Here is a 19,799-nt window from a genome sequence, read left to right as displayed (position 1 = left end):
CCAGACTGGCTTTTCACTTTTCAAGCCGGTGTTACATCGCTTTTTTGGTCAACTCGATAACACGCAGTTTCGCGATCGCTTTGGCCAGCTCCGCAGATGCCTGTGCGTAATCCACGTCACCATGAGAGCTCTTAATGTGCTCTTCCGCTTTACGTTTCGATTCCAGAGCTCGCGCTTCGTCGAGATCCTGGCCACGAATAGCGGTATCAGCCAGAACGGTCACGCTACCAGGCTGCACTTCAAGAATGCCGCCGGACAGATAGATAAACTCTTCATGACCGAACTGTTTAACGATGCGGATCATACCAGGCTTAATGGCGGTGAGCAGCGGTGCGTGACCCGGGAAAATACCCAGTTCACCTTCACTGCCCGTTACCTGGATTTTCTCGACCAGACCAGAGAACATTTGTTGCTCTGCGCTGACGACATCCAGGTGGTAAGTCATTGCCATATCACCCTCCGATTAAGGCGTTAAAGTTTTTTGGCTTTTTCCACGGCTTCGTCGATGGAACCAACCATGTAGAACGCCTGCTCCGGCAGGTGATCGTATTCGCCTTCCATGATGCCTTTAAAGCCACGGATGGTATCTTTCAGCGGAACGTATTTACCCGGAGAACCGGTGAATACTTCTGCTACGAAGAACGGCTGGGACAGGAAGCGCTGGATCTTACGCGCACGTGCTACCACCAGTTTGTCTTCTTCAGACAGTTCATCCATACCGAGGATGGCGATGATGTCTTTCAGTTCCTGGTAACGCTGCAGCAGGGACTGTACGCCACGCGCGGTGTCGTAGTGTTCCTGGCCAACAACCAGTGGATCCAGCTGACGGCTGGTGGAGTCCAGCGGGTCAACGGCCGGGTAGATACCCAGAGACGCGATCTGACGGCTCAGTACCACGGTTGCATCTAAGTGCGCAAAGGTGGTGGCTGGGGATGGGTCAGTCAAGTCATCCGCTGGTACGTATACCGCCTGAACGGAGGTAATAGAACCGGTTTTGGTAGAGGTGATACGTTCCTGCAGAACACCCATCTCTTCCGCCAGGGTTGGCTGGTAGCCTACCGCTGATGGCATACGACCCAGCAGTGCAGATACTTCAGTACCGGCCAGGGTGTAACGGTAGATGTTGTCTACGAACAGCAGAACGTCACGCCCTTCGTCACGGAACTTCTCAGCCATGGTCAGGCCGGTCAGCGCAACGCGCAGACGGTTTCCTGGTGGCTCGTTCATCTGGCCATAAACCAGGGATACTTTGTCCAGAACGTTGGAGTCGGTCATTTCGTGGTAGAAGTCGTTACCCTCACGAGTACGCTCACCTACACCCGCAAACACGGAGTAACCGGAGTGTTCGATCGCGATGTTACGGATCAGCTCCATCATGTTTACGGTTTTACCTACACCCGCACCACCGAACAGACCAACTTTACCGCCCTTCGCAAACGGACACATCAGGTCGATAACTTTGATACCGGTTTCCAGCAGTTCCTGAGAGCTGGACAGCTCTTCGTAGGAAGGTGCTGCGCGGTGGATAGCCCAACGCTCTTCTTCACCGATGTCGCCTTTCATGTCGATTGGTTGACCCAATACGTTCATGATACGACCCAGTGTAGCTTTACCTACCGGGACTTCGATCGGGTGCTCAAGGTCTTTCACTTCCAGACCACGACGCAAACCGTCAGAAGAACCCATGGCGATGGTACGTACGATACCGCCGCCGAGCTGCTGCTGAACTTCCAGCACCAGGCTCTCGTTACCATTCTGAACCTCAAGAGCATCGTACACGCGCGGTACGGCATCCTGAGGGAATTCGACGTCAACTACGGCGCCGATTACCTGGACAATTTTTCCAGTAGCCATCTTGAATCCTCTACGAATTAACCTGGTTATACCGCGGATGCACCACCGACGATCTCGGTGAGTTCCTGAGTAATGCTGGCCTGACGAGCTTTGTTGTAAACCAACTGCAGCTCTTTAATCAGGCTGCCGCCATTGTCGGTAGCGGCTTTCATCGCCACCATACGTGCGGCCTGCTCGCTGGCCAGGTTTTCTACCACGCCCTGATAAACCTGTGATTCAACGTAACGACGCAGCAGGGTATCCAGCAGCGGTTTCGGATCCGGTTCGTACAGGTAATCCCAGGCTTTTTGTTTCAACTCGTCATCTTCTGATGCCGGCAAAGGCAGCAGCTGCGTGAGGGTTGGAACCTGAGACATGGTGTTAATAAATTTGTTATTTACGATGTACAGTCTGTCCAGACGGCCTTCATCGTAGGCCTGCAGCATCACTTTTACCGGACCGATCAGTTCGGACAGGGACGGGTTATCACCCATACCGGTCACCTGAGCGACAATATTGCCACCCACGGAATTAAAGAAAGACACACCTTTGGAGCCGATCATCGCGATATCGCTCTGAACGCCTTTTTCGGTCCATGCTTTCATATCCGCCAGCAGTTTTTTGAACAGGTTGATGTTCAAGCCACCACACAAACCACGGTCGGTAGACACCACCAGGTAGCCCACGCGCTTAACGTCGCGTTCTTCCAGGTAAGGGTGCTTATATTCCAGATTCCCGTTTGCAAGGTGACCAATCACTTTGCGCATGGTATCTGCATAAGGACGGCTGGCCGCCATGCGATCCTGCGATTTACGCATTTTGGAAGCGGCGACCATCTCCATCGCTTTAGTGATCTTCTGCGTGTTCTGGACGCTTGCGATCTTACTACGTATCTCTTTTGCGCCGGCCATGAGCTTCTCCTCAATGCCTTGCGGTCTGCCCTAAGACAGACCGCCAGACGTTACCAGGACTGGGTTGCTTTGAAGGAATCGAGCAGGCTTTTCAGCTTGCCTTCGATTTCGTCGTTATAGCCACCGGACTGGTTGATCTCTTGCATCAGCGGAGCGTGGTCACGGTCAGCGAAAGCCAGCAGAGCGGCTTCGAAGCTACCGATTTTCGCCAGTTCTACATCCGCCAGATAACCACGTTCTGCTGCGAACAGTACCAGGCCCTGCTGTGCAACTGACATCGGGGCATACTGTTTCTGTTTCAGCAGTTCGGTCACTTTCTGACCGTGGTCAAGCTGTTTACGGGTTGCATCGTCAAGGTCAGATGCAAACTGGGAGAACGCTGCAAGTTCACGATACTGTGCCAGCGCGGTACGGATACCACCGGACAGTTTCTTGATGATCTTGGTCTGAGCTGCACCACCTACACGGGATACGGAGATACCCGGGTTAACTGCCGGACGAATACCGGAGTTAAACAGGTTGGTTTCCAGGAAGATCTGACCATCGGTAATGGAAATTACGTTGGTCGGAACGAACGCAGAAACGTCACCCGCCTGGGTTTCGATAATCGGCAGAGCGGTCAGGGAGCCGGTTTGACCTTTCACTTCACCTTTAGTGAAGTTCTCAACGTATTCCGCATTAACGCGGGATGCGCGCTCCAGCAGACGGGAGTGGAGGTAAAACACGTCGCCCGGGAATGCTTCACGTCCTGGCGGACGACGGAGCAGCAGGGAAACCTGACGGTAAGCAACAGCCTGTTTAGACAGGTCATCGTATACGATCAGCGCATCTTCACCGCGGTCACGGAAGTATTCGCCCATTGCGCAACCAGCGTATGGTGCCAGGTATTGCAGTGCTGCGGATTCAGACGCGGTTGCAACAACAACGATGGTGTTAGCCAGCGCACCGTGCTCTTCCAGCTTACGCACCACGTTAGAGATGGTGGAAGCTTTCTGGCCGATAGCGACGTACACACATTTGATGCCGGAATCGCGCTGGTTGATGATGGCGTCGATAGCCATCGCGGTTTTACCGGTCTGACGGTCACCGATGATCAGTTCACGCTGACCACGACCGATTGGGATCATGGCATCAACGGATTTGTAACCCGTCTGAACAGGCTGATCAACAGACTGACGATCGATAACGCCCGGAGCGATAACTTCGATTGGCGAGAAGCCATCGTTATCAACCGGACCTTTACCGTCGATTGGCGCACCCAGGGTGTTTACAACGCGACCCAGCATGCCACGGCCAACCGGCACTTCCAGAATACGGCCAGTACACTTAACCTTCATGCCTTCGGCGAGGTCAGCGTATGGACCCATCACAACTGCACCTACGGAGTCGCGCTCCAGGTTCAGTGCGATTGCGTAACGGTTACCCGGCAGGGAAATCATCTCACCCTGCATACAATCGGCCAGGCCGTGAATGCGGATAACACCGTCACTTACAGAAACAATAGTACCTTCGTTATGAGCTTCGCTCACAACATTGAACTGAGCAATGCGCTGCTTGATCAGTTCGCTGATTTCGGTGGAATTCAGTTGCATGCTCCAGTCCCCTTAAGACTGCAAGACGTCTGCAAGGCGCTCAAGACGGCCGCGTACGCTACCATCAATGACCATATCACCCGCACGGATGATTACGCCTGCCATTACAGACTTATCGATTTTGCAATTCAGCTTAACTTTGCGTGACAGACGTTTTTCCATCGCGGCAGTGATTTTCGCAAGCTGTTCTTCACTCAGTTCGTTCGCCGAGGTGACTTCAACTTCGGCGGTGGCTTCACTGAGGGCACGTAAGTGCACAAACTGCTCGAGAACATCCGGGAGCACACGCAGACGACCGTTTTCAGCCATGACCTTAATCAGGTTCTGGCCATTGTCATCCAGCTGCTCACCACAGACGGCGATGAACGACGCGGCGAGGGTTTCTGGTGCCATAGCCCCGGAAAGCATCTCTGCCATTTGTTCGTTTTTCGTTACCTCGGCGGCAAACGCCAGCATGTTCTGCCAGCGATCGACATTTTGGTGTTCGACAGCAAAGTCAAAAGCTGCTTTGGCGTAGGGGCGAGCTACCGTAACAAATTCAGACATCAGCCCCTCCCTCCTTACAGTTCAGCGACAAGTTTATCCACGATGTCGCTATTAGCAGCTTCATCCACGGAACGTTCGATGATCTTCTCGGCGCCAGCAACAGCCAGAATCGCAACCTGCTTACGCAGTTCTTCGCGAGCACGTTTACGCTCGGCTTCGATTTCAGCCTGCGCTTGCGTCACGATTTTAGTGCGTTCCTGTTCTGCTTCAGCTTTTGCTTCGTCCAGGATCTGAGAACGACGTTTGTTCGCCTGCTCGATGATTACCTGGGCTTCCGCTTTCGCTTTTTTCAGCTGGTCGGTCGCGTTGGCCTGTGCAAGGTCCAAATCTTTCTTAGCGCGTTCTGCAGAAGCCAGACCGTCAGCAATTTCTTTCTGACGTTTTTCGATGGCAGCCATTAAAGGCGGCCATACATACTTCATGCAGAACCAGACAAAGATAACAAACGCGATGGCCTGGCCGAGGATTGTTGCGTTCATGTTCACAGCACAATACCTCTTTAAATTTACAACTGTGGCTTAGGGTGTTTAATACTGCTTACTACGCGACAGCAAACATCACGTACAGACCCAGACCTACAGCGATCATCGGGATAGCATCCACCAGACCCATAACGATAAAGAACTGAGTACGCAGCAGAGGAATCAGATCCGGCTGACGCGCTGCGCCTTCCAGGAATTTACCCCCGAGGATGCCGATACCGATCGCAGCACCGATCGCCGCCAGACCCATCATCACAGCGGCAGCCATGTACAGCAGATCCATATTCAGGTTTTCCATGACAGTCTCCAGTTTGTTTCAGTTAAAACGTAGTAGTGTTGGTAAAAAAATCAGTGCTCTTCAGACGCCATCGACAGATAGACGATCGTCAGAACCATGAAGATAAAGGCTTGCAGCGTAATAATCAGGATGTGGAAAATGGCCCATGGCACATTCAGAACCCACTGTGACCACCACGGCAGAAGACCCGCGATCAGAATGAAAATCAGCTCACCCGCATACATGTTGCCGAACAGTCGCAGACCGAGAGAGATCGGTTTGGACAGCAGGCTAACGCCTTCCAGAATCAAGTTGATTGGAATGAACGCCCAGTGGTTGAACGGCTGCAGGGTAAGCTCTTTCACGAAGCCGCCTACACCTTTCATTTTGATGCTGTAGAAAAGAATCAGGATGAACACGCCCAGCGCCATAGACAGGGTGATGTTCACGTCAGCAGACGGAACCACACGCAGGGCTGGCAGGCCGAAGATGTGCTCGCCGATAAACGGCAGCAGGTCGATCGGCAGCAGGTCCATCAGGTTCATCAGGAAGACCCACACAAAGACGGTCAGTGCCAGCGGAGCAATAACCTTGCTCTTACCGTGGTACATGTCTTTGACGCTGCCATGGACGAAGCCAATGATCATTTCGATGAAAGTCTGGAATTTCCCGGGAACACCGCTGGTCGCGCGTTTCGCTACGCCACGGAAAATGGCCAGGAACAACAGACCCAGTACCACCGAGAAGAACATGGAGTCGATATTAATCGTCCAGAAGGTGGCCGGGGGGTTATGCGGATCCACCAGCGAGAATGTACGCAGGTCGATCTGAAGGTTGTTCAGATGGTGACCTATGTAATCCTGCGGCGTCATATTTTCTGAAGCCATGATGCCTTTTACCCTTTGTTATTGATTACAGCTGGCGCCAGAATTTGTACCACCAGCACCAAAACCCACGTCACTATCAGCGGCAGAAATACCACTTTAAAAACAGCCAGCGCCACCACCAGGAGGGCAAAGGTCAGCAACACCTTACACACTTCGCCCAGAGCGAAGGACCAGGCCATGCGGCCTTTGGCAGGTGTATGCGCCTGATGACGCCAGGCAAAAATCATAAACAGCATGTTTGGCAGAACCACCGCCAAACCTCCGCTTAACGCAGAGATGCCCCAGAAGGGGTCTTTAAGGCTGAACAGCAATCCACTTGCTATCACGGCCAGAAACTGAATGAACAGAAGCTTACGAGCAACGTTTCGACTCAAGAGCGACACAGACATCACGTATTTACTCCTGCTCCCTTCGAGGTATGCCGCGTGTCGTATAAAACGTTCTTTGAGGCTCAGAGTCAAGCATCAAAAAGCGGACAAATTATACGGTGCGCCCCCGTGATTTCAAACAATAAGTAGCGAAAAGGTGAATAAATGTTTAAATATTTTTCCCCAGCGCTATTTATTAACTTTTCCACAAACAGCCTGTGCGGATACAAAACTGCAAACAGCGCGCAAACGTTGGTGATAAAGCGTGCACGGGATCACAAAATACACATTTACGATAAGGTCGTTTAAATCAAACAATTAAAACGCTTTAATTCATCTTCCTGAAAATAAAGGCGAATTTACCCAACTATTTTTAAAACAGGCCAGTACACAATAAAAACCTTTTATTGACATTCTTAATAAATATTTAACATTAAGCGTAGTGACCTTTTTTGACTTTTAGCCTGCTGATACTTTCGCTGTTGATTATATTTTTGGTTAACTACATGCCATAGTTAACGGCAAGAAAATCCACGGTAACAGCAAGGTTAAATTAAGGCAGACCTGTTCTCGAATGACGCCTGCCTTTTTAACACCCAAAGAACAGCACAAATTCCACATTTTTTATTAATATTTTAAATATTGTTTGGCTTAATTATCACCAAATGACGCTCTCCGGTGAGCTGCGGTACCTTTAATTTCACACTCTTCTCGACAGCGTATTTTGGCGGCAACAGCGCAATCTCCTCTTCCGGCATCACCCCTTTCAGTGCATAAAAACGCCCCTGCTCGCCCGGCAAGTGATGACACCAGCTCACCATATCATTCAGGGAAGCAAAGGCACGGCTAATCACCCCATCGAACGGCGGCTCGGCCGGAAACTCCTCTACCCTGCTCTGTACAGGAGTAATGTTTTCCAGCTTCAGCTCATGCTGCACCTGTTTGAGGAAGCGCACGCGCTTGCCAAGGCTATCCAGCAACGTGAACTGGCACTCAGGGCGCACAATGGATAATGGAATGCCAGGCAGACCCGGACCGGTACCGACATCGATAAAACGCGCCCCTTCCAGATGGGGAGCCACCACGATACTGTCGAGGATATGACGTACCAGCATCTCGTTGGGGTCGCGTACGGAGGTCAGGTTGTACGCTTTGTTCCATTTGTTCAGCATGTCGACATAGGCCACCAGCTGATTTTTCTGGTGATCGGTGAGCGAAATACCTGCTTCATCCAGCAGACGAGAGAGTTTGTTAAGCACGGTGAATACCTGTTGAGATGCAGTCAGAGGGAGGCCAGCTCCCTCTGCTGTAAAGTTCGATCCGCCCGGTAAGCGTAGCCTTACCGGGCAATTTTACAAATCTTAAGCACTGCGGCGCAGCATACCCTGTTTTTTCAGCCAGACCAGCAGAATTGAGATCGCAGCCGGCGTCACGCCAGAGATACGCGATGCCTGACCGATTGAGACCGGCTTGTGATCGTTCAGCTTGGCGATCACTTCGTTGGAAAGACCGGTAACCTGGCGGTAATCCAGGACGGCAGGCAGCAAGGTGTTTTCGTTGCGCTGCTGTTTTTCAATCTCGTCCTGCTGGCGAGCGATATAGCCTTCGTATTTCACCTGAATTTCTACCTGCTCGGCCGCTTCGGCATCTGCCAGGCCCGGCGCGAACGGCGTCATCTGCATCAGCTGTGCGTAAGTCATCTCTGGACGACGCAGCAGATCTTCTGCGCTGGCTTCTCTGGAGAGCGGAGCAGTTAAGTGAGCGTTCACTTCAGCAGCTGAGTCAGAGAGCGGATTCACCCAGGTCGCTTTCAGGCGCTGACGTTCGGTTTCGATGCGCTCCAGTTTCTCGTTGAAGCGCGCCCAGCGTTCGTCATCCACTAGTCCCAGTTCACGGCCCATTTCGGTCAGACGCAGGTCAGCGTTGTCTTCACGCAGCATCAGGCGGTATTCCGCACGGGAAGTAAACATGCGGTACGGCTCTTTGGTTCCGAGCGTACAGAGATCGTCTACCAGCACGCCAAGGTATGCCTGATCGCGACGCGGAGCCCAGCCCTCTTTTTCGGCGGAGAAACGGGCGGCGTTGAGACCGGCCAGTAACCCCTGAGCGGCAGCCTCTTCGTAACCGGTGGTCCCATTGATCTGGCCGGCAAAGAACAGCCCCTCGATGTATTTGCTCTCGAGGGTAGGTTTCAGGTCGCGCGGATCGAAGAAATCGTACTCAATGGCGTAGCCAGGACGCACAATCTTCGCGTTTTCCATGCCCTGCATGGAGCGCACAATCTGCATCTGTACATCGAACGGCAGGCTGGTGGAGATACCGTTCGGGTAAATTTCGTTGGAGGTCAGCCCTTCCGGTTCGAGGAAGATCTGGTGTTGGTTACGATCGGCGAAGCGCATGACCTTGTCTTCGATCGACGGGCAGTAGCGCGGGCCGATCCCTTCGATCACACCGGCATACATCGGGCTACGATCAAGGTTATTACGGATCACGTCATGGGTTTTTTCATTGGTGTGCGTGATATAGCACGGCACCTGCTGCGGGTGTTGAGCCGCATTGCCCATGAACGAGAAGACCGGCATCGGGTTATCACCATGCTGTTGCGCCAGTACGCTGAAATCGATGGTACGAGCGTCAATACGCGGCGGTGTCCCCGTTTTCAGGCGATTAACGCGCAGCGGCAGCTCACGCAGACGGCGCGACAACGAAATGGACGGCGGATCGCCAGCACGGCCACCGCTGTAGTTATCCATTCCAATATGAATTTTGCCATCCAGGAAGGTGCCCACGGTCAGTACCACGGATTTCGCGCGGAATTTCAGCCCCATCTGGGTTACGGCACCGACGACACGATCGTTTTCCACAATCAGATCCTCAACCGCCTGCTGGAAGATCATCAGGTTCGGTTGATTCTCCAGCGCGGTGCGTACCGCCTGACGGTAGAGCACGCGGTCTGCCTGAGCACGGGTCGCACGGACGGCTGGGCCTTTGCTTGCGTTTAGTATCCTAAACTGAATGCCGGCCTGATCGATCGCTTTTGCCATCAGGCCGCCAAGTGCATCCACTTCTTTTACCAGGTGTCCTTTCCCAATGCCGCCAATCGCCGGATTGCAGGACATCTGTCCCAGCGTGTCGATATTGTGTGTCAAAAGCAGGGTCTGTTGACCCATTCGCGCTGCGGCCATCGCGGCCTCAGTGCCTGCATGACCCCCGCCAATGATGATGACGTCAAAAGGATCCTGATAAAACATGGTGGTCTGCCTCGCATAAAGCGGTTTGAAAATGGATTGAAGCCCGGGCCAAGGATTCTACTCAACTTTAGTCTTTCGAGAAAGCACTGGGATCCTGGGCTATTAAAAAGAAGATCTCTTTCTTTAGAGATCTGTTCTATTGTGATCTCTTATTAGGATCGCCGGATCTTGTGGATAAGCCGGATCTCACAAATAAGATCATGCGGTTAGAGAGGATCGTTTGCTGTGAATGATCGGTGATCCTACGACGTATAAGCTGGGATCAGATCGCGATGTTATACACAGCACAAAAAGTAATCGAAGGTTGTTAGTGGGATAACTACGGGTTAATCCAAGCTTTTAACCAGAGTTATCCACATCTGTTCGCGCGATCTTTAATCGTTTTTGAGTAAATTTTTCCATTTACCCAACCATTCTTCGGCTGGATCTTCCGGAATGTCATGATCGAGGACGTTGATCTTCAGCGTTTCGCCAATCTGTTTTGCCCCACAGGCGGTAAATGCGGCATCAACTTTGTCCACCGCACCACAGAAGGTGTCATATTCGCGGCTGCCAATACCAATTGAACCGAAACGCACGCCGGAGAGGTCTGGCTGCTGTTCCTGAAGTTCATCGTAGAGGGGCTGGAGGTTATCGGGGAGATCGCCCGCACCATGGGTCGAGGTGATCAACAGCCAGATCCCCTCCACAGAGAGATCCTCCAGCAACGGCCCGTGCAGGGTTTCAGTAGAAAAACCGGCCTCTTCCAGCTTTTCAGCCAGGTGCTCTGCAACATATTCTGCACCGCCAAGGGTGCTACCGCTGATAAGAGTAATGTCTGCCATGGATCGCTCGCTCATATAAAGAGGGAAACATTGTACGCTGTGAGCGAGCTGGGATCTACCTGTGGAAAATGTGGGAATAATTTTTCCCGATCAGGGGCGGATGGTACGCATGATCGGGTTCTGCAGGGAGATCAAGGTTTCGGTGGACTGGATTTCATCGATTGTTTGGATCTTGTTGATAAGTACCTGCTGCAGGGCATCGATCGATCGGCACATTACTTTTATAAAGATGCTGTAATGGCCTGTGGTGTAGTACGCCTCGGTGACTTCATCCAGCGCGTTCAGCCTGGCCAGCGCCGAAGGATAGTCTTTCGCGCTCTTCAATATGATGCCAATAAAGCAGCAGACGTCGTAGCCCAGCTGCTTAGGGCTGACATCAATATGGGCGCCGGTAATAATGCCCGCCTGCTTCATCTTCTCTACGCGCACATGGATGGTACCTGGACTGACGCCAAATTGTTTGGCCAGCTCAGCATAGGCGGTGCGGGCATTGGCCATTAACGCTTCCAGGATGCCCCGGTCCAGATTGTCGATCTGATAATTTTCCATAGGTTTTTCTTATGTAGATTGCTGATTTGCTCTATTTTAGCGTCTTATTTTAACGAATCAAAAGTGTAGTTGGCATTTTATTGTTGGATTATTGTATGGCGGCGTTTTTTGTTGCTTAATCAATTGCAACAGGACGCAGGAGTATAAATATGAAAACCGCATACATCGCAAAACAACGCCAGATCAGTTTCGTTAAATCCCACTTTTCCCGCCAGTTGGAAGAGAGGCTGGGCCTGATAGAAGTGCAGGCACCTATCCTCAGCCGTGTGGGCGATGGGACGCAAGATAACCTGTCTGGTTGCGAAAAAGCGGTTCAGGTTAAAGTGAAAACACTGCCAGACGCCCAGTTCGAAGTGGTTCATTCACTGGCGAAGTGGAAGCGTCAAACCCTGGGACAACACGACTTCAGCGCGGGCGAAGGGCTCTACACGCACATGAAAGCCCTTCGCCCCGATGAAGACCGTCTTACTGCTATTCACTCTGTCTACGTTGACCAGTGGGACTGGGAACGTGTCATGGGGGATGGCGAGCGTCATACCCGCACGCTGAAGTCCACTGTTGAAGCTATTTACGCCGGGATCAAAGCAACCGAAGCGGCCGTGAGCAAAGAGTTTGGGCTGACCCCGTTCCTGCCAGAGACGATCCAGTTCGTTCACAGCCAGGATCTTTTGACACGTTATCCGGATCTGGATGCCAAAGGCCGTGAGCGTGCCATTGCTAAAGAGTTGGGTGCCGTATTCCTGATTGGTATCGGCGGCAAGCTGTCCGATGGTCAGCGCCACGATGTACGTGCCCCGGACTACGATGACTGGAGCAGTGAAAGCGAGAGCGGTTTTGCGGGTCTGAACGGCGATATTCTGGTGTGGAACCCTATCCTTGAAGATGCGTTTGAACTCTCTTCAATGGGGATCCGTGTCGATGCAGAAGCCCTGAAGCGTCAGCTTTCTATTACGGGTGATGAAGATCGCCTGCAGCTGGAGTGGCATCAGGCGCTGCTGCGCGGTGAAATGCCGCAGACGATTGGTGGCGGTATCGGCCAGTCACGTTTGACAATGCTGTTATTACAGCTGTCGCATATCGGCCAGGTTCAGTGCGGTGTCTGGCCACAGCAGGTGCGTGAAAACATCGACGCCCTTCTTTAATTAACGCCGCCAGCGTCGAAGCAGGCGGCTACGTAACCCGGTATCAAAGCGCCAGATATGATCGAAGATGCGCATGATGCCGGGTTTTCCATGTGCCGACATCGCTACGGCATGGAACCGATGCTGGTGCACCTGCTGCAACACCTTCACTTTGTTTACCACCTCTTCCGGCAATCGCTGAGCTATAAAGTCAGAAATCACCACGGCGTCCGCATCGTACCACTCCCCGCCCTGCATGCGCTCGATAATGGCGCGAAAACAGCTGGCGAGATCCGTGCCGCCGCGAAAGCGCTGGCTGAGAAAGCGGATCGCCTGCTCTATCCCCTCCGGGCCTGTCAGTTCATAGCCCACCACTTCGCTGGAGAAGAGCATAATAAAGCAGCGGCGACGATCGGCGAGGGCAACCCGCATCAGCGCCAGACAAAACGCCTTGGCGCACTGCTCATTAAAGCCCCCCATCGAACCCGAGGTATCTACACAGACGATAAACGGACCGCGCGGCTGTTCATCAAAATCCTGATGCACAACCGGTCGCTGACTCACCTTCTCCCGCCAGGCTTCACCGTGTAGCCGATAAGTGAGAAGCTGTTTTTCCACCAGCCGTCGATAAAACTCATACTCCAGTTCGGTGATACCCAGCGTGGCCAGCTCAGGCGGTAACAGCCGCAGGATATCATCGCTCTGCTGCAGCCCGTCGACCTGTTCTGGCACGGTGGCCGGTTCACGTACCAGGGTACGGAAGGTCTCCATCGGCGCGTCTTTCTTCGGAACTGATTTGGCCTCTCTGGAGCGCCCCAGCTGTTCCGCCAGCTGCATCAGTTCGGGTTGCTGCGTAAGAAAATCGCCGTAGCGCACAATCAACTGATAGTCGCCGCGTTTAAGCTGACCTGCACTCATGTCCCATAGCCGACCAGCGGCGTTGTCATTCTCGACCAGTACCGGCTCCAGCGCGCCAGCCAGGGTCATACGTTCCTGCACTTCACTGAGTAATTGTTCGCGCTCTTCCTCCAGCAATTGCTGATTAAGCGTCGTGGCCTGTACCACTAAGCTCAGACGCCAACGCTGGAGGAACAGCGTGTGGAGCGCAGGCGTAAAGGTGGCGTTATCCGCCACCAGCTGTCGGGCCTGGCTTGCGAATGGCGAATGGACGTTATCCAGTAGAGTCAGGATCTGTGGAAGCTGGACAATCAGCTGCGGGGTGGAGAGCAGCTGGCTTTGCTGATAGCACATCACCTCTTCGGTCAGCTCGGGCGGAACGCGCGTGTCCTTCATCCGCTTTCGCAATCCTTCTCGCCAGCGGGGAAGATCGTCGGTAATGGCTGTTTTTAATTTGGGAAATTTTTCAAAAAAGATCGCCAGCTGAGGTGAGGCGAGTAGCGCAACAACGAGTTCCTCAATTAACCCCTCTTCGCCCACAGCCAGCATGATATTTAAGGTATCCAGCGTTAGCATTGACGCGCCTGTTTAATCTGCGCGCCTACATCCTGCAGACTGGCTTCGATGCGACCTAACCAGTCGCTGTGAATAAACAGACATTTTTGCTGCTCGCTAAAGCGCGTATGTTGCTGGTGCCAGGAGTTATCCAGCGCTTCCAGCTGCTGGGTGATTTCGTCGGGAACGCTGTCAGAGGTGCTGCCGGGCAGCGCAAGGCGCGATCCCTGAAGACTCACGTCGCGGATCACCAGATGCAGACTGCCGTCCACCTCCATGTTCAACGGCTGAGCAAAGCCAATACCGTTGAGTTTGCCGCGGATTTCACCACCCTTGCTAAGCCACTGGGCCAGAGGCTCGCGCTCGATAGTGACATGAATCACCTGCATATCGTGCAGTTTGAGCGGCTGCTGGAGTAACAGTGTCAGCGTGGTCTCGCTCAGCTCATCGGGCAGTTCGTAGTGCGGTTTACGGGCAAACATGCCGCTCTGGCGGCTAACGCGTAGTGCTGTTTTATCACTCTGTTGCTGCTGTAACTGAATGCGTCGTTGCGATATGGCACCGAGCTGGTTAAGCATCTCCTGCTGACCCCAGGCATGCCCGGTCATCAATACTTCCAGCTGTTGCTGCATCAGATTCATGCCATTCGCGTCGTGCCAGAGACAATCTTTCAACAGAATGAGGTCGATAGGCGCGACCGCATCGCGGCCGCTAAAGAAGGCGCTGGCCTGTAGCAAGCGGATCGCTTTTTTCCAGCGGCGATCCGACACGTACGGCGCGCCAGACAGTTTATCCAGCTGCTGACGTAACATAAAGATCAGGTCAAAGACCGCATCCGGCAGGGTGATTTTGCCGATCTCTCCTTGCCACTGCTGGTATTCTTCATCGGTAACCTGCAGCCCGGCGGGAACCGGGTTGTCATTTTCATCCTGCTGGCTAATCAGCAACGAGCGGAAATTGGCCTTATCCTGAACCTTGTCGAGCCACAGGCGAATCAGCATACGGTCATAAAGCGCTTCCAGGCTGCTGTCAGCCTCTGGCAGCTCATTCGATGCGGCCACCAGCAAGCGCATGGGGATCTTCTCTTCGTGGGCACCGTTACGGAAGCGGCGTTCGTTAATGGCGGTAAGCAAGGTATTCAGGATCGCCGGACCGGCTTTCCATATCTCATCAAGAAAAACGATTTCCGCTTCGGGTAGATATCCTGTAGTCAGTCGTTCATAGCGCCCTTCATCTTTTAACGCCTGAATGGAAAGGGGACCGAATACCTCTTCCGGCGTGGAGAAGCGCGTCATCAGGTATTCGAATGCCCGGGCATGCTGAAAAGCAAACTTCAGACGGCGGGCGATCAGGCTTTTGGCAATGCCCGGTGGGCCAAGTAGAAAGACGCTTTCACCGCTCAGTGCTGCCAGTAAACAGAGCCGAATGGCGTGGCTACGTTCGAACAGCCCTTTTTCTAACGCACTGCTTAGACGAGAAATTCTTTCTGCTAATAAATGAGTGTGAGCCATAATTATTCTGCATCCTTTCGCCGTGGATCCGGCTAGTTGAAGCGAGTATAGACGTTTCGTCATGCGCTGGTAATAGACTGAAGTGCGGCGCTATTTTCTTTGCGTTACGTTAAGCGGACTGCATTTAGGGGTACGATTTTGCAATGAATCGTGCATACTGTGCGCCTTTTTGTGGGCCAAGGGACTAAGCACACATTTGTTATATCAACGAAAAGACTAGTCTATGAGCACTGAGAATAAGCAATCATTACCCGCAATCACGCTTGCGGCGATCGGGGTTGTCTACGGTGATATTGGCACCAGCCCGCTTTATACGCTACGCGAATGTTTGTCCGGTCAGTTTGGTTTTGGCGTTGAACGTGACGCTGTGATCGGTTTTTTATCCCTGATTTTCTGGCTTCTCATCTGTGTTGTTTCTATTAAATACCTGTCGTTCGTCATGCGCGCGGATAACGCCGGTGAAGGCGGGATCCTGACTCTGATGTCTCTGGCCGGGCGTAATACCTCGCCAAAAATGACCTCGTTTCTGGTCATCATCGGCCTGATAGGCGGCAGTTTCTTTTATGGCGAGGTGGTGATAACCCCGGCGATATCGGTGATGTCCGCCATCGAGGGGCTGGAGATTATCGCGCCGGAGCTTGATACCTGGATTGTGCCGCTCTCGATTCTGGTGTTAACACTGCTATTTGCGATTCAGAAGCACGGAACCGGGCTGGTGGGTAAGCTTTTTGCCCCGATTATGCTGGCGTGGTTCCTGATTCTGGCGGTGCTGGGCCTGCGCGGTATTATCGCCAACCCGGAAGTGCTGCACGCGCTGAATCCCGCCTGGGCGGTCCACTTCTTCATGGAGTATAAAACCGTCTCCTTTGTCGCGCTGGGCGCGGTGGTGCTCTCTATTACTGGCGTGGAAGCACTCTATGCGGATATGGGCCACTTCGGTAAATTGCCGATTCGCCTCGCATGGTTCTCGGTCGTGCTGCCCTCGCTGGTGCTTAACTACTTTGGTCAGGGCGCGCTGTTGCTGAAGAATCCGGAAGCGATTAAAAACCCGTTCTTCCTGCTGGCACCGGAGTGGGCGCTGGTGCCGATGCTGTTCATCGCCACCCTGGCGACGGTGATCGCCTCGCAGGCGGTAATATCGGGCGTTTTCTCTCTGACACGTCAGGCCGTTCGTCTGGGCTACCTCTCACCGATGCGGATTATCCATACCTCTGAAATGGAGTCCGGACAGATTTACATCCCTTTCATTAACTGGCTGCTCTACTTTGCGGTAGTTATCGTTATTGTTAGCTTCGAGCACTCCAGCAATCTGGCCGCGGCTTACGGTATCGCCGTCACCGGCACCATGGTGCTGACCTCGATTCTTTCTACTACGGTGGCTTATCGCAACTGGCACTGGAACAAGTTCCTCGTCGCCATCATCCTGGTGGCTTTCCTCTGCATCGACGTACCGCTGTTCTCGGCAAACCTCGATAAGATTGTCTCCGGTGGCTGGTTGCCGCTGACGCTGGGTCTGGTGATGTTTATTGTGATGACCACCTGGAAGAGCGAGCGTTTCCGGCTGCTGCGTCGCATGCACGAGCACGGTAATTCCCTTGAGGCGATGATTGCCTCGCTGGAGAAATCCCCGCCGGTGCGAGTGCCAGGTACCGCGGTATATATGTCACGCGCATTAAATGTGATCCCGTTTGCCCTGATGCACAATCTCAAGCACAACAAGGTGCTGCATGAGCGGGTCATCCTGCTGACACTGCGTACTGAAGATGCGCCTTACGTGCATAACGTGCGTCGCGTGCAGATTGAGCAGCTCTCGCCGACCTTCTGGCGCGTAGTGGCGAGCTACGGCTGGCGCGAAACGCCAAACGTCGAAGAGGTGTTCCACCGCTGCGGTCTGGAAGGACTTAGCTGCCGGATGATGGAGACCTCGTTCTTCATGTCGCACGAATCGCTGATTATCGGTAAACGCCCGTGGTATCTACGTTTACGCGGCAAGCTGTATCTCATTCTGCAGCGTAACGCGCTGCGTGCGCCTGACCAGTTTGAAATTCCGCCCAATCGCGTCATAGAGTTAGGTACACAGGTCGAGATTTAACGCCTCCGCCCGGCGATCCCCCGCCGGGCGTCTTCTTTTTTACCCCGCCAGTTTAGGTTAGCGAAACGTTTCGAAGCCGATCACAATTCTGCTACGTCATGATGGTTTTCTGAACACGCCTCAGATTAAACTCACTTCAGCGAAACGTTTCGCTAGTGGAGCAAAAAAATGAAGAAAGGCACCGTACTTAACGCAGATATCTCATCGGTTATTTCCCGGCTTGGGCATACCGATACGCTGGTGGTTTGCGATGCAGGCTTACCGGTTCCCCGCAGCACAACCCGTATTGATATGGCATTAACGCAGGGTGTCCCCTCGTTTATGCAGGTACTGGAAGTGGTGACGGCGGAGATGCAGGTTGAGGCGGCCATTCTCGCGACGGAGATTAAACAAAATAATCCGCAACTCCACGAAACGTTGCTCAGCCACATTGAGCAACTGCAACAACACCAGGGAAACACCATAGAAATTCGTTACACAACGCACGAACAGTTCAAACAACAAACCGCAGACAGTCAGGCGGTGATTCGCAGCGGGGAGTGTTCCCCGTATGCGAATATCATTCTCTGTGCTGGCGTCACCTTCTGAGGCCATCATGGACGCATTATTGCAACTCAAAGGGATCGATAAGTCGTTCCCGGGCGTAAAAGCCCTCTCCGGCGCGGCGCTAAATGTTTACGCCGGACGCGTGATGGCGCTGGTGGGTGAAAACGGCGCCGGCAAATCCACCATGATGAAAGTGCTTACCGGTATCTATCAACGCGATGCCGGTTCGCTGCTGTGGCTGGGCCAGGAGACGACCTTTACGGGTCCCAAATCCTCGCAGGAAGCCGGTATCGGCATTATCCACCAGGAGCTGAACTTGATCCCGCAACTCACCATTGCGGAGAACATCTTCCTGGGCCGCGAATTTGTTAATCGCTTTGGCAAAATTGACTGGAAAACCATGTATGCCGAAGCCGATAAGCTGCTGGCGAAGCTCAACCTGCGCTTTAAGAGCGATCGGCTGGTAGGCGACCTCTCTATTGGCGATCAACAGATGGTAGAAATCGCCAAGGTGTTGAGCTTCGAGTCGAAGGTTATCGTTATGGATGAACCGACCGATGCACTCACCGATACCGAAACCGAATCCCTGTTCCGCGTTATCCGCGAGCTAAAAGCGCAGGGGCGTGGCGTGGTCTATATCTCACACCGCATGAAAGAGATCTTCGAGATTTGCGATGACGTGACTGTCTTCCGTGACGGGCAGTTTATTGCCGAACGTGAAGTGGCGACGCTCAACGAAGATACGCTGATTGAAATGATGGTGGGACGTAAGCTGGAAGATCAATATCCCCGTCTCGATAAAGCACCGGGTGCGCTGCGTCTGAAGGTGGATAATCTCTGCGGCCCTGGAGTGAGCGATGTGAGCTTTACGCTGCGTCAGGGGGAAATTCTCGGCGTGGCAGGGCTAATGGGTGCCGGGCGTACCGAACTCATGAAAGTCCTCTACGGAGCGCTGCCCCGTACCAGCGGTTATGTGACGCTTGATGGTCATGAAGTGGTCACACGTTCACCGCAGGATGGGCTGGCAAACGGCATCGTCTACATTTCTGAAGATCGTAAACGTGACGGACTGGTGCTCGGTATGTCGGTTAAAGAGAACATGTCTTTAACCGCGCTACGTTACTTCAGCCGTGGCGGCGGTAGCGTGAAACATAAAGACGAGCAGCAGGCGGTCAGCGATTTTATGCGCCTCTTTAATGTGAAAACGCCGTCGATGGATCAGGCGATTGGCCTGTTATCTGGTGGTAACCAGCAGAAAGTAGCCATTGCCCGCGGCCTGATGACGCGCCCGAAGGTTCTCATTCTCGATGAGCCAACCCGTGGCGTAGACGTTGGGGCGAAAAAAGAGATCTATCAGCTCATTAACCAGTTCAAGGCCGATGGCCTGAGCATCATTCTGGTCTCTTCCGAGATGCCAGAAGTATTAGGCATGAGCGATCGCATTATTGTTATGCACGAAGGGCATCTCGGCGGTGAATTCACTCGCGAGCAGGCCACCCAGGAAGTTCTGATGGCTGCCGCTGTGGGCAAGCTTAATCGCGTGAATCAGGAGTAAGA

General features: G+C 53.1%; 19 protein-coding genes. 4 read left to right on the top strand and 15 right to left on the bottom strand.

Features of this window, described 5'->3' with window-relative positions:
- Window positions 1–31 precede the first annotated feature (31 nt).
- From JZ655_RS21135 to asnC, 13 genes are all read right to left on the bottom strand, one after another.
- Window positions 32–451: a F0F1 ATP synthase subunit epsilon gene (locus JZ655_RS21135; protein ID WP_040077708.1), complete on the bottom strand. Its 420-nt coding sequence runs from the start codon at window positions 449–451 to the stop codon at window positions 32–34.
- Between the two features lie 20 nt (window positions 452–471).
- Window positions 472–1,854, bottom strand: coding sequence for a F0F1 ATP synthase subunit beta (atpD, locus tag JZ655_RS21130; protein WP_040077707.1), 1,383 nt, complete (start codon window positions 1,852–1,854; stop codon window positions 472–474).
- Window positions 1,855–1,880: 26 nt separating this feature from the next.
- A complete protein-coding gene (gene atpG / locus JZ655_RS21125) occupies window positions 1,881–2,744 on the bottom strand; it encodes a F0F1 ATP synthase subunit gamma (protein ID WP_040077706.1) in 864 nt (287 codons plus the stop codon).
- 50 nt (window positions 2,745–2,794) lie between these two features.
- Window positions 2,795–4,336, bottom strand: a complete 1,542-nt coding sequence (atpA, locus tag JZ655_RS21120) for a F0F1 ATP synthase subunit alpha (RefSeq protein WP_040077705.1) — start codon at window positions 4,334–4,336, stop codon at window positions 2,795–2,797.
- A 12-nt stretch (window positions 4,337–4,348) separates the two neighbouring features.
- The gene (gene atpH, locus JZ655_RS21115) at window positions 4,349–4,882 is read right to left on the bottom strand and encodes a F0F1 ATP synthase subunit delta (RefSeq protein ID WP_040077704.1); all 534 of its coding nucleotides are present in this window, start codon (window positions 4,880–4,882) and stop codon (window positions 4,349–4,351) included.
- 14 nt (window positions 4,883–4,896) lie between these two features.
- Window positions 4,897–5,367, bottom strand: a complete 471-nt coding sequence (atpF, locus tag JZ655_RS21110; protein ID WP_040077703.1) for a F0F1 ATP synthase subunit B — start codon at window positions 5,365–5,367, stop codon at window positions 4,897–4,899.
- A 55-nt stretch (window positions 5,368–5,422) separates the two neighbouring features.
- Window positions 5,423–5,662: a F0F1 ATP synthase subunit C gene (gene atpE, locus JZ655_RS21105; RefSeq protein ID WP_000429386.1), complete on the bottom strand. Its 240-nt coding sequence runs from the start codon at window positions 5,660–5,662 to the stop codon at window positions 5,423–5,425.
- 50 nt (window positions 5,663–5,712) lie between these two features.
- Entirely contained in the window at window positions 5,713–6,528 is an 816-nt protein-coding gene (gene atpB / locus JZ655_RS21100) for a F0F1 ATP synthase subunit A (protein WP_040077702.1), read from the bottom strand.
- A gap of 8 nt (window positions 6,529–6,536) precedes the next feature.
- A complete protein-coding gene (gene atpI / locus JZ655_RS21095) occupies window positions 6,537–6,917 on the bottom strand; it encodes a F0F1 ATP synthase subunit I (protein WP_040077701.1) in 381 nt (126 codons plus the stop codon).
- A 614-nt stretch (window positions 6,918–7,531) separates the two neighbouring features.
- Window positions 7,532–8,155 (bottom strand): 16S rRNA (guanine(527)-N(7))-methyltransferase RsmG, encoded by a 624-nt coding sequence (rsmG, locus tag JZ655_RS21090; RefSeq protein WP_207292671.1) that lies wholly within the window; start codon window positions 8,153–8,155, stop codon window positions 7,532–7,534.
- A 102-nt stretch (window positions 8,156–8,257) separates the two neighbouring features.
- Window positions 8,258–10,147 carry a tRNA uridine-5-carboxymethylaminomethyl(34) synthesis enzyme MnmG gene (gene mnmG / locus JZ655_RS21085; RefSeq protein WP_207292670.1) on the bottom strand — a complete coding sequence of 630 codons (1,890 nt, stop codon included), beginning with the start codon at window positions 10,145–10,147 and terminating at the stop codon, window positions 8,258–8,260.
- Window positions 10,148–10,521: 374 nt separating this feature from the next.
- Complete coding sequence (gene mioC / locus JZ655_RS21080; protein ID WP_040077698.1) at window positions 10,522–10,971, bottom strand: FMN-binding protein MioC; 450 nt, start codon at window positions 10,969–10,971, stop codon at window positions 10,522–10,524.
- A 90-nt stretch (window positions 10,972–11,061) separates the two neighbouring features.
- Window positions 11,062–11,520, bottom strand: coding sequence for a transcriptional regulator AsnC (gene asnC, locus JZ655_RS21075; protein WP_023331653.1), 459 nt, complete (start codon window positions 11,518–11,520; stop codon window positions 11,062–11,064).
- Between the two features lie 149 nt (window positions 11,521–11,669).
- Between asnC and asnA the strand changes: the two genes are divergently transcribed.
- Entirely contained in the window at window positions 11,670–12,662 is a 993-nt protein-coding gene (asnA, locus tag JZ655_RS21070; RefSeq protein WP_207292669.1) for an aspartate--ammonia ligase, read from the top strand.
- Here the strand turns inward: asnA and viaA are convergent, their stop codons facing one another.
- Together viaA and ravA are read right to left on the bottom strand one after the other, a co-directional pair.
- Window positions 12,663–14,114, bottom strand: coding sequence for an ATPase RavA stimulator ViaA (gene viaA, locus JZ655_RS21065; RefSeq protein ID WP_040077694.1), 1,452 nt, complete (start codon window positions 14,112–14,114; stop codon window positions 12,663–12,665). It lies immediately after the preceding gene.
- Entirely contained in the window at window positions 14,108–15,604 is a 1,497-nt protein-coding gene (gene ravA / locus JZ655_RS21060; RefSeq protein ID WP_207292668.1) for an ATPase RavA, read from the bottom strand. The genes viaA and ravA overlap by 7 nt, the downstream gene beginning before the upstream one ends.
- Window positions 15,605–15,827: 223 nt before the next feature.
- Here ravA and kup point away from each other — a divergent pair, with 223 nt between their 5' ends.
- The 3 genes from kup to rbsA all read left to right on the top strand — a co-directional run bounded on the left by kup (window position 15,828) and on the right by rbsA (window position 19,797).
- Entirely contained in the window at window positions 15,828–17,696 is a 1,869-nt protein-coding gene (gene kup, locus JZ655_RS21055; protein WP_207292667.1) for a low affinity potassium transporter Kup, read from the top strand.
- A gap of 168 nt (window positions 17,697–17,864) precedes the next feature.
- A complete protein-coding gene (gene rbsD / locus JZ655_RS21050) occupies window positions 17,865–18,284 on the top strand; it encodes a D-ribose pyranase (protein WP_040077691.1) in 420 nt (139 codons plus the stop codon).
- A 7-nt stretch (window positions 18,285–18,291) separates the two neighbouring features.
- Window positions 18,292–19,797 carry a ribose ABC transporter ATP-binding protein RbsA gene (rbsA, locus tag JZ655_RS21045; RefSeq protein WP_040077689.1) on the top strand — a complete coding sequence of 502 codons (1,506 nt, stop codon included), beginning with the start codon at window positions 18,292–18,294 and terminating at the stop codon, window positions 19,795–19,797.
- The last annotated feature ends 2 nt before the right edge of the window (window positions 19,798–19,799 follow it).

It is taken from the genome of Leclercia pneumoniae (assembly GCF_017348915.1).
In the GTDB taxonomy this organism is placed as follows: Bacteria; Pseudomonadota; Gammaproteobacteria; order Enterobacterales; family Enterobacteriaceae; genus Enterobacter; species Enterobacter pneumoniae.
This window is presented reverse-complemented; position numbering and strand designations above follow the sequence as displayed.

Bases quoted from the DNA above. Each gene is read 5' to 3' on its own strand.
- JZ655_RS21135 (WP_040077708.1), bottom strand. From the start codon at position 451: ATGGCAATGACTTACCACCTGGATGTCGTCAGCGCAGAGCAACAAATG.
- atpD (WP_040077707.1), bottom strand. From the start codon at position 1,854: ATGGCTACTGGAAAAATTGTCCAGGTAATCGGCGCCGTAGTTGACGTC.
- atpG (WP_040077706.1), bottom strand. From the start codon at position 2,744: ATGGCCGGCGCAAAAGAGATACGTAGTAAGATCGCAAGCGTCCAGAAC.
- atpA (WP_040077705.1), bottom strand. From the start codon at position 4,336: ATGCAACTGAATTCCACCGAAATCAGCGAACTGATCAAGCAGCGCATT.
- atpH (WP_040077704.1), bottom strand. From the start codon at position 4,882: ATGTCTGAATTTGTTACGGTAGCTCGCCCCTACGCCAAAGCAGCTTTT.
- atpE (WP_000429386.1), bottom strand. From the start codon at position 5,662: ATGGAAAACCTGAATATGGATCTGCTGTACATGGCTGCCGCTGTGATG.
- atpB (WP_040077702.1), bottom strand. From the start codon at position 6,528: ATGGCTTCAGAAAATATGACGCCGCAGGATTACATAGGTCACCATCTG.
- atpI (WP_040077701.1), bottom strand. From the start codon at position 6,917: ATGTCTGTGTCGCTCTTGAGTCGAAACGTTGCTCGTAAGCTTCTGTTC.
- mnmG (WP_207292670.1), bottom strand. From the start codon at position 10,147: ATGTTTTATCAGGATCCTTTTGACGTCATCATCATTGGCGGGGGTCAT.
- mioC (WP_040077698.1), bottom strand. From the start codon at position 10,971: ATGGCAGACATTACTCTTATCAGCGGTAGCACCCTTGGCGGTGCAGAA.
- asnC (WP_023331653.1), bottom strand. From the start codon at position 11,520: ATGGAAAATTATCAGATCGACAATCTGGACCGGGGCATCCTGGAAGCG.
- asnA (WP_207292669.1), top strand. From the start codon at position 11,670: ATGAAAACCGCATACATCGCAAAACAACGCCAGATCAGTTTCGTTAAA.
- viaA (WP_040077694.1), bottom strand. From the start codon at position 14,114: ATGCTAACGCTGGATACCTTAAATATCATGCTGGCTGTGGGCGAAGAG.
- ravA (WP_207292668.1), bottom strand. From the start codon at position 15,604: ATGGCTCACACTCATTTATTAGCAGAAAGAATTTCTCGTCTAAGCAGT.
- kup (WP_207292667.1), top strand. From the start codon at position 15,828: ATGAGCACTGAGAATAAGCAATCATTACCCGCAATCACGCTTGCGGCG.
- rbsD (WP_040077691.1), top strand. From the start codon at position 17,865: ATGAAGAAAGGCACCGTACTTAACGCAGATATCTCATCGGTTATTTCC.
- rbsA (WP_040077689.1), top strand. From the start codon at position 18,292: ATGGACGCATTATTGCAACTCAAAGGGATCGATAAGTCGTTCCCGGGC.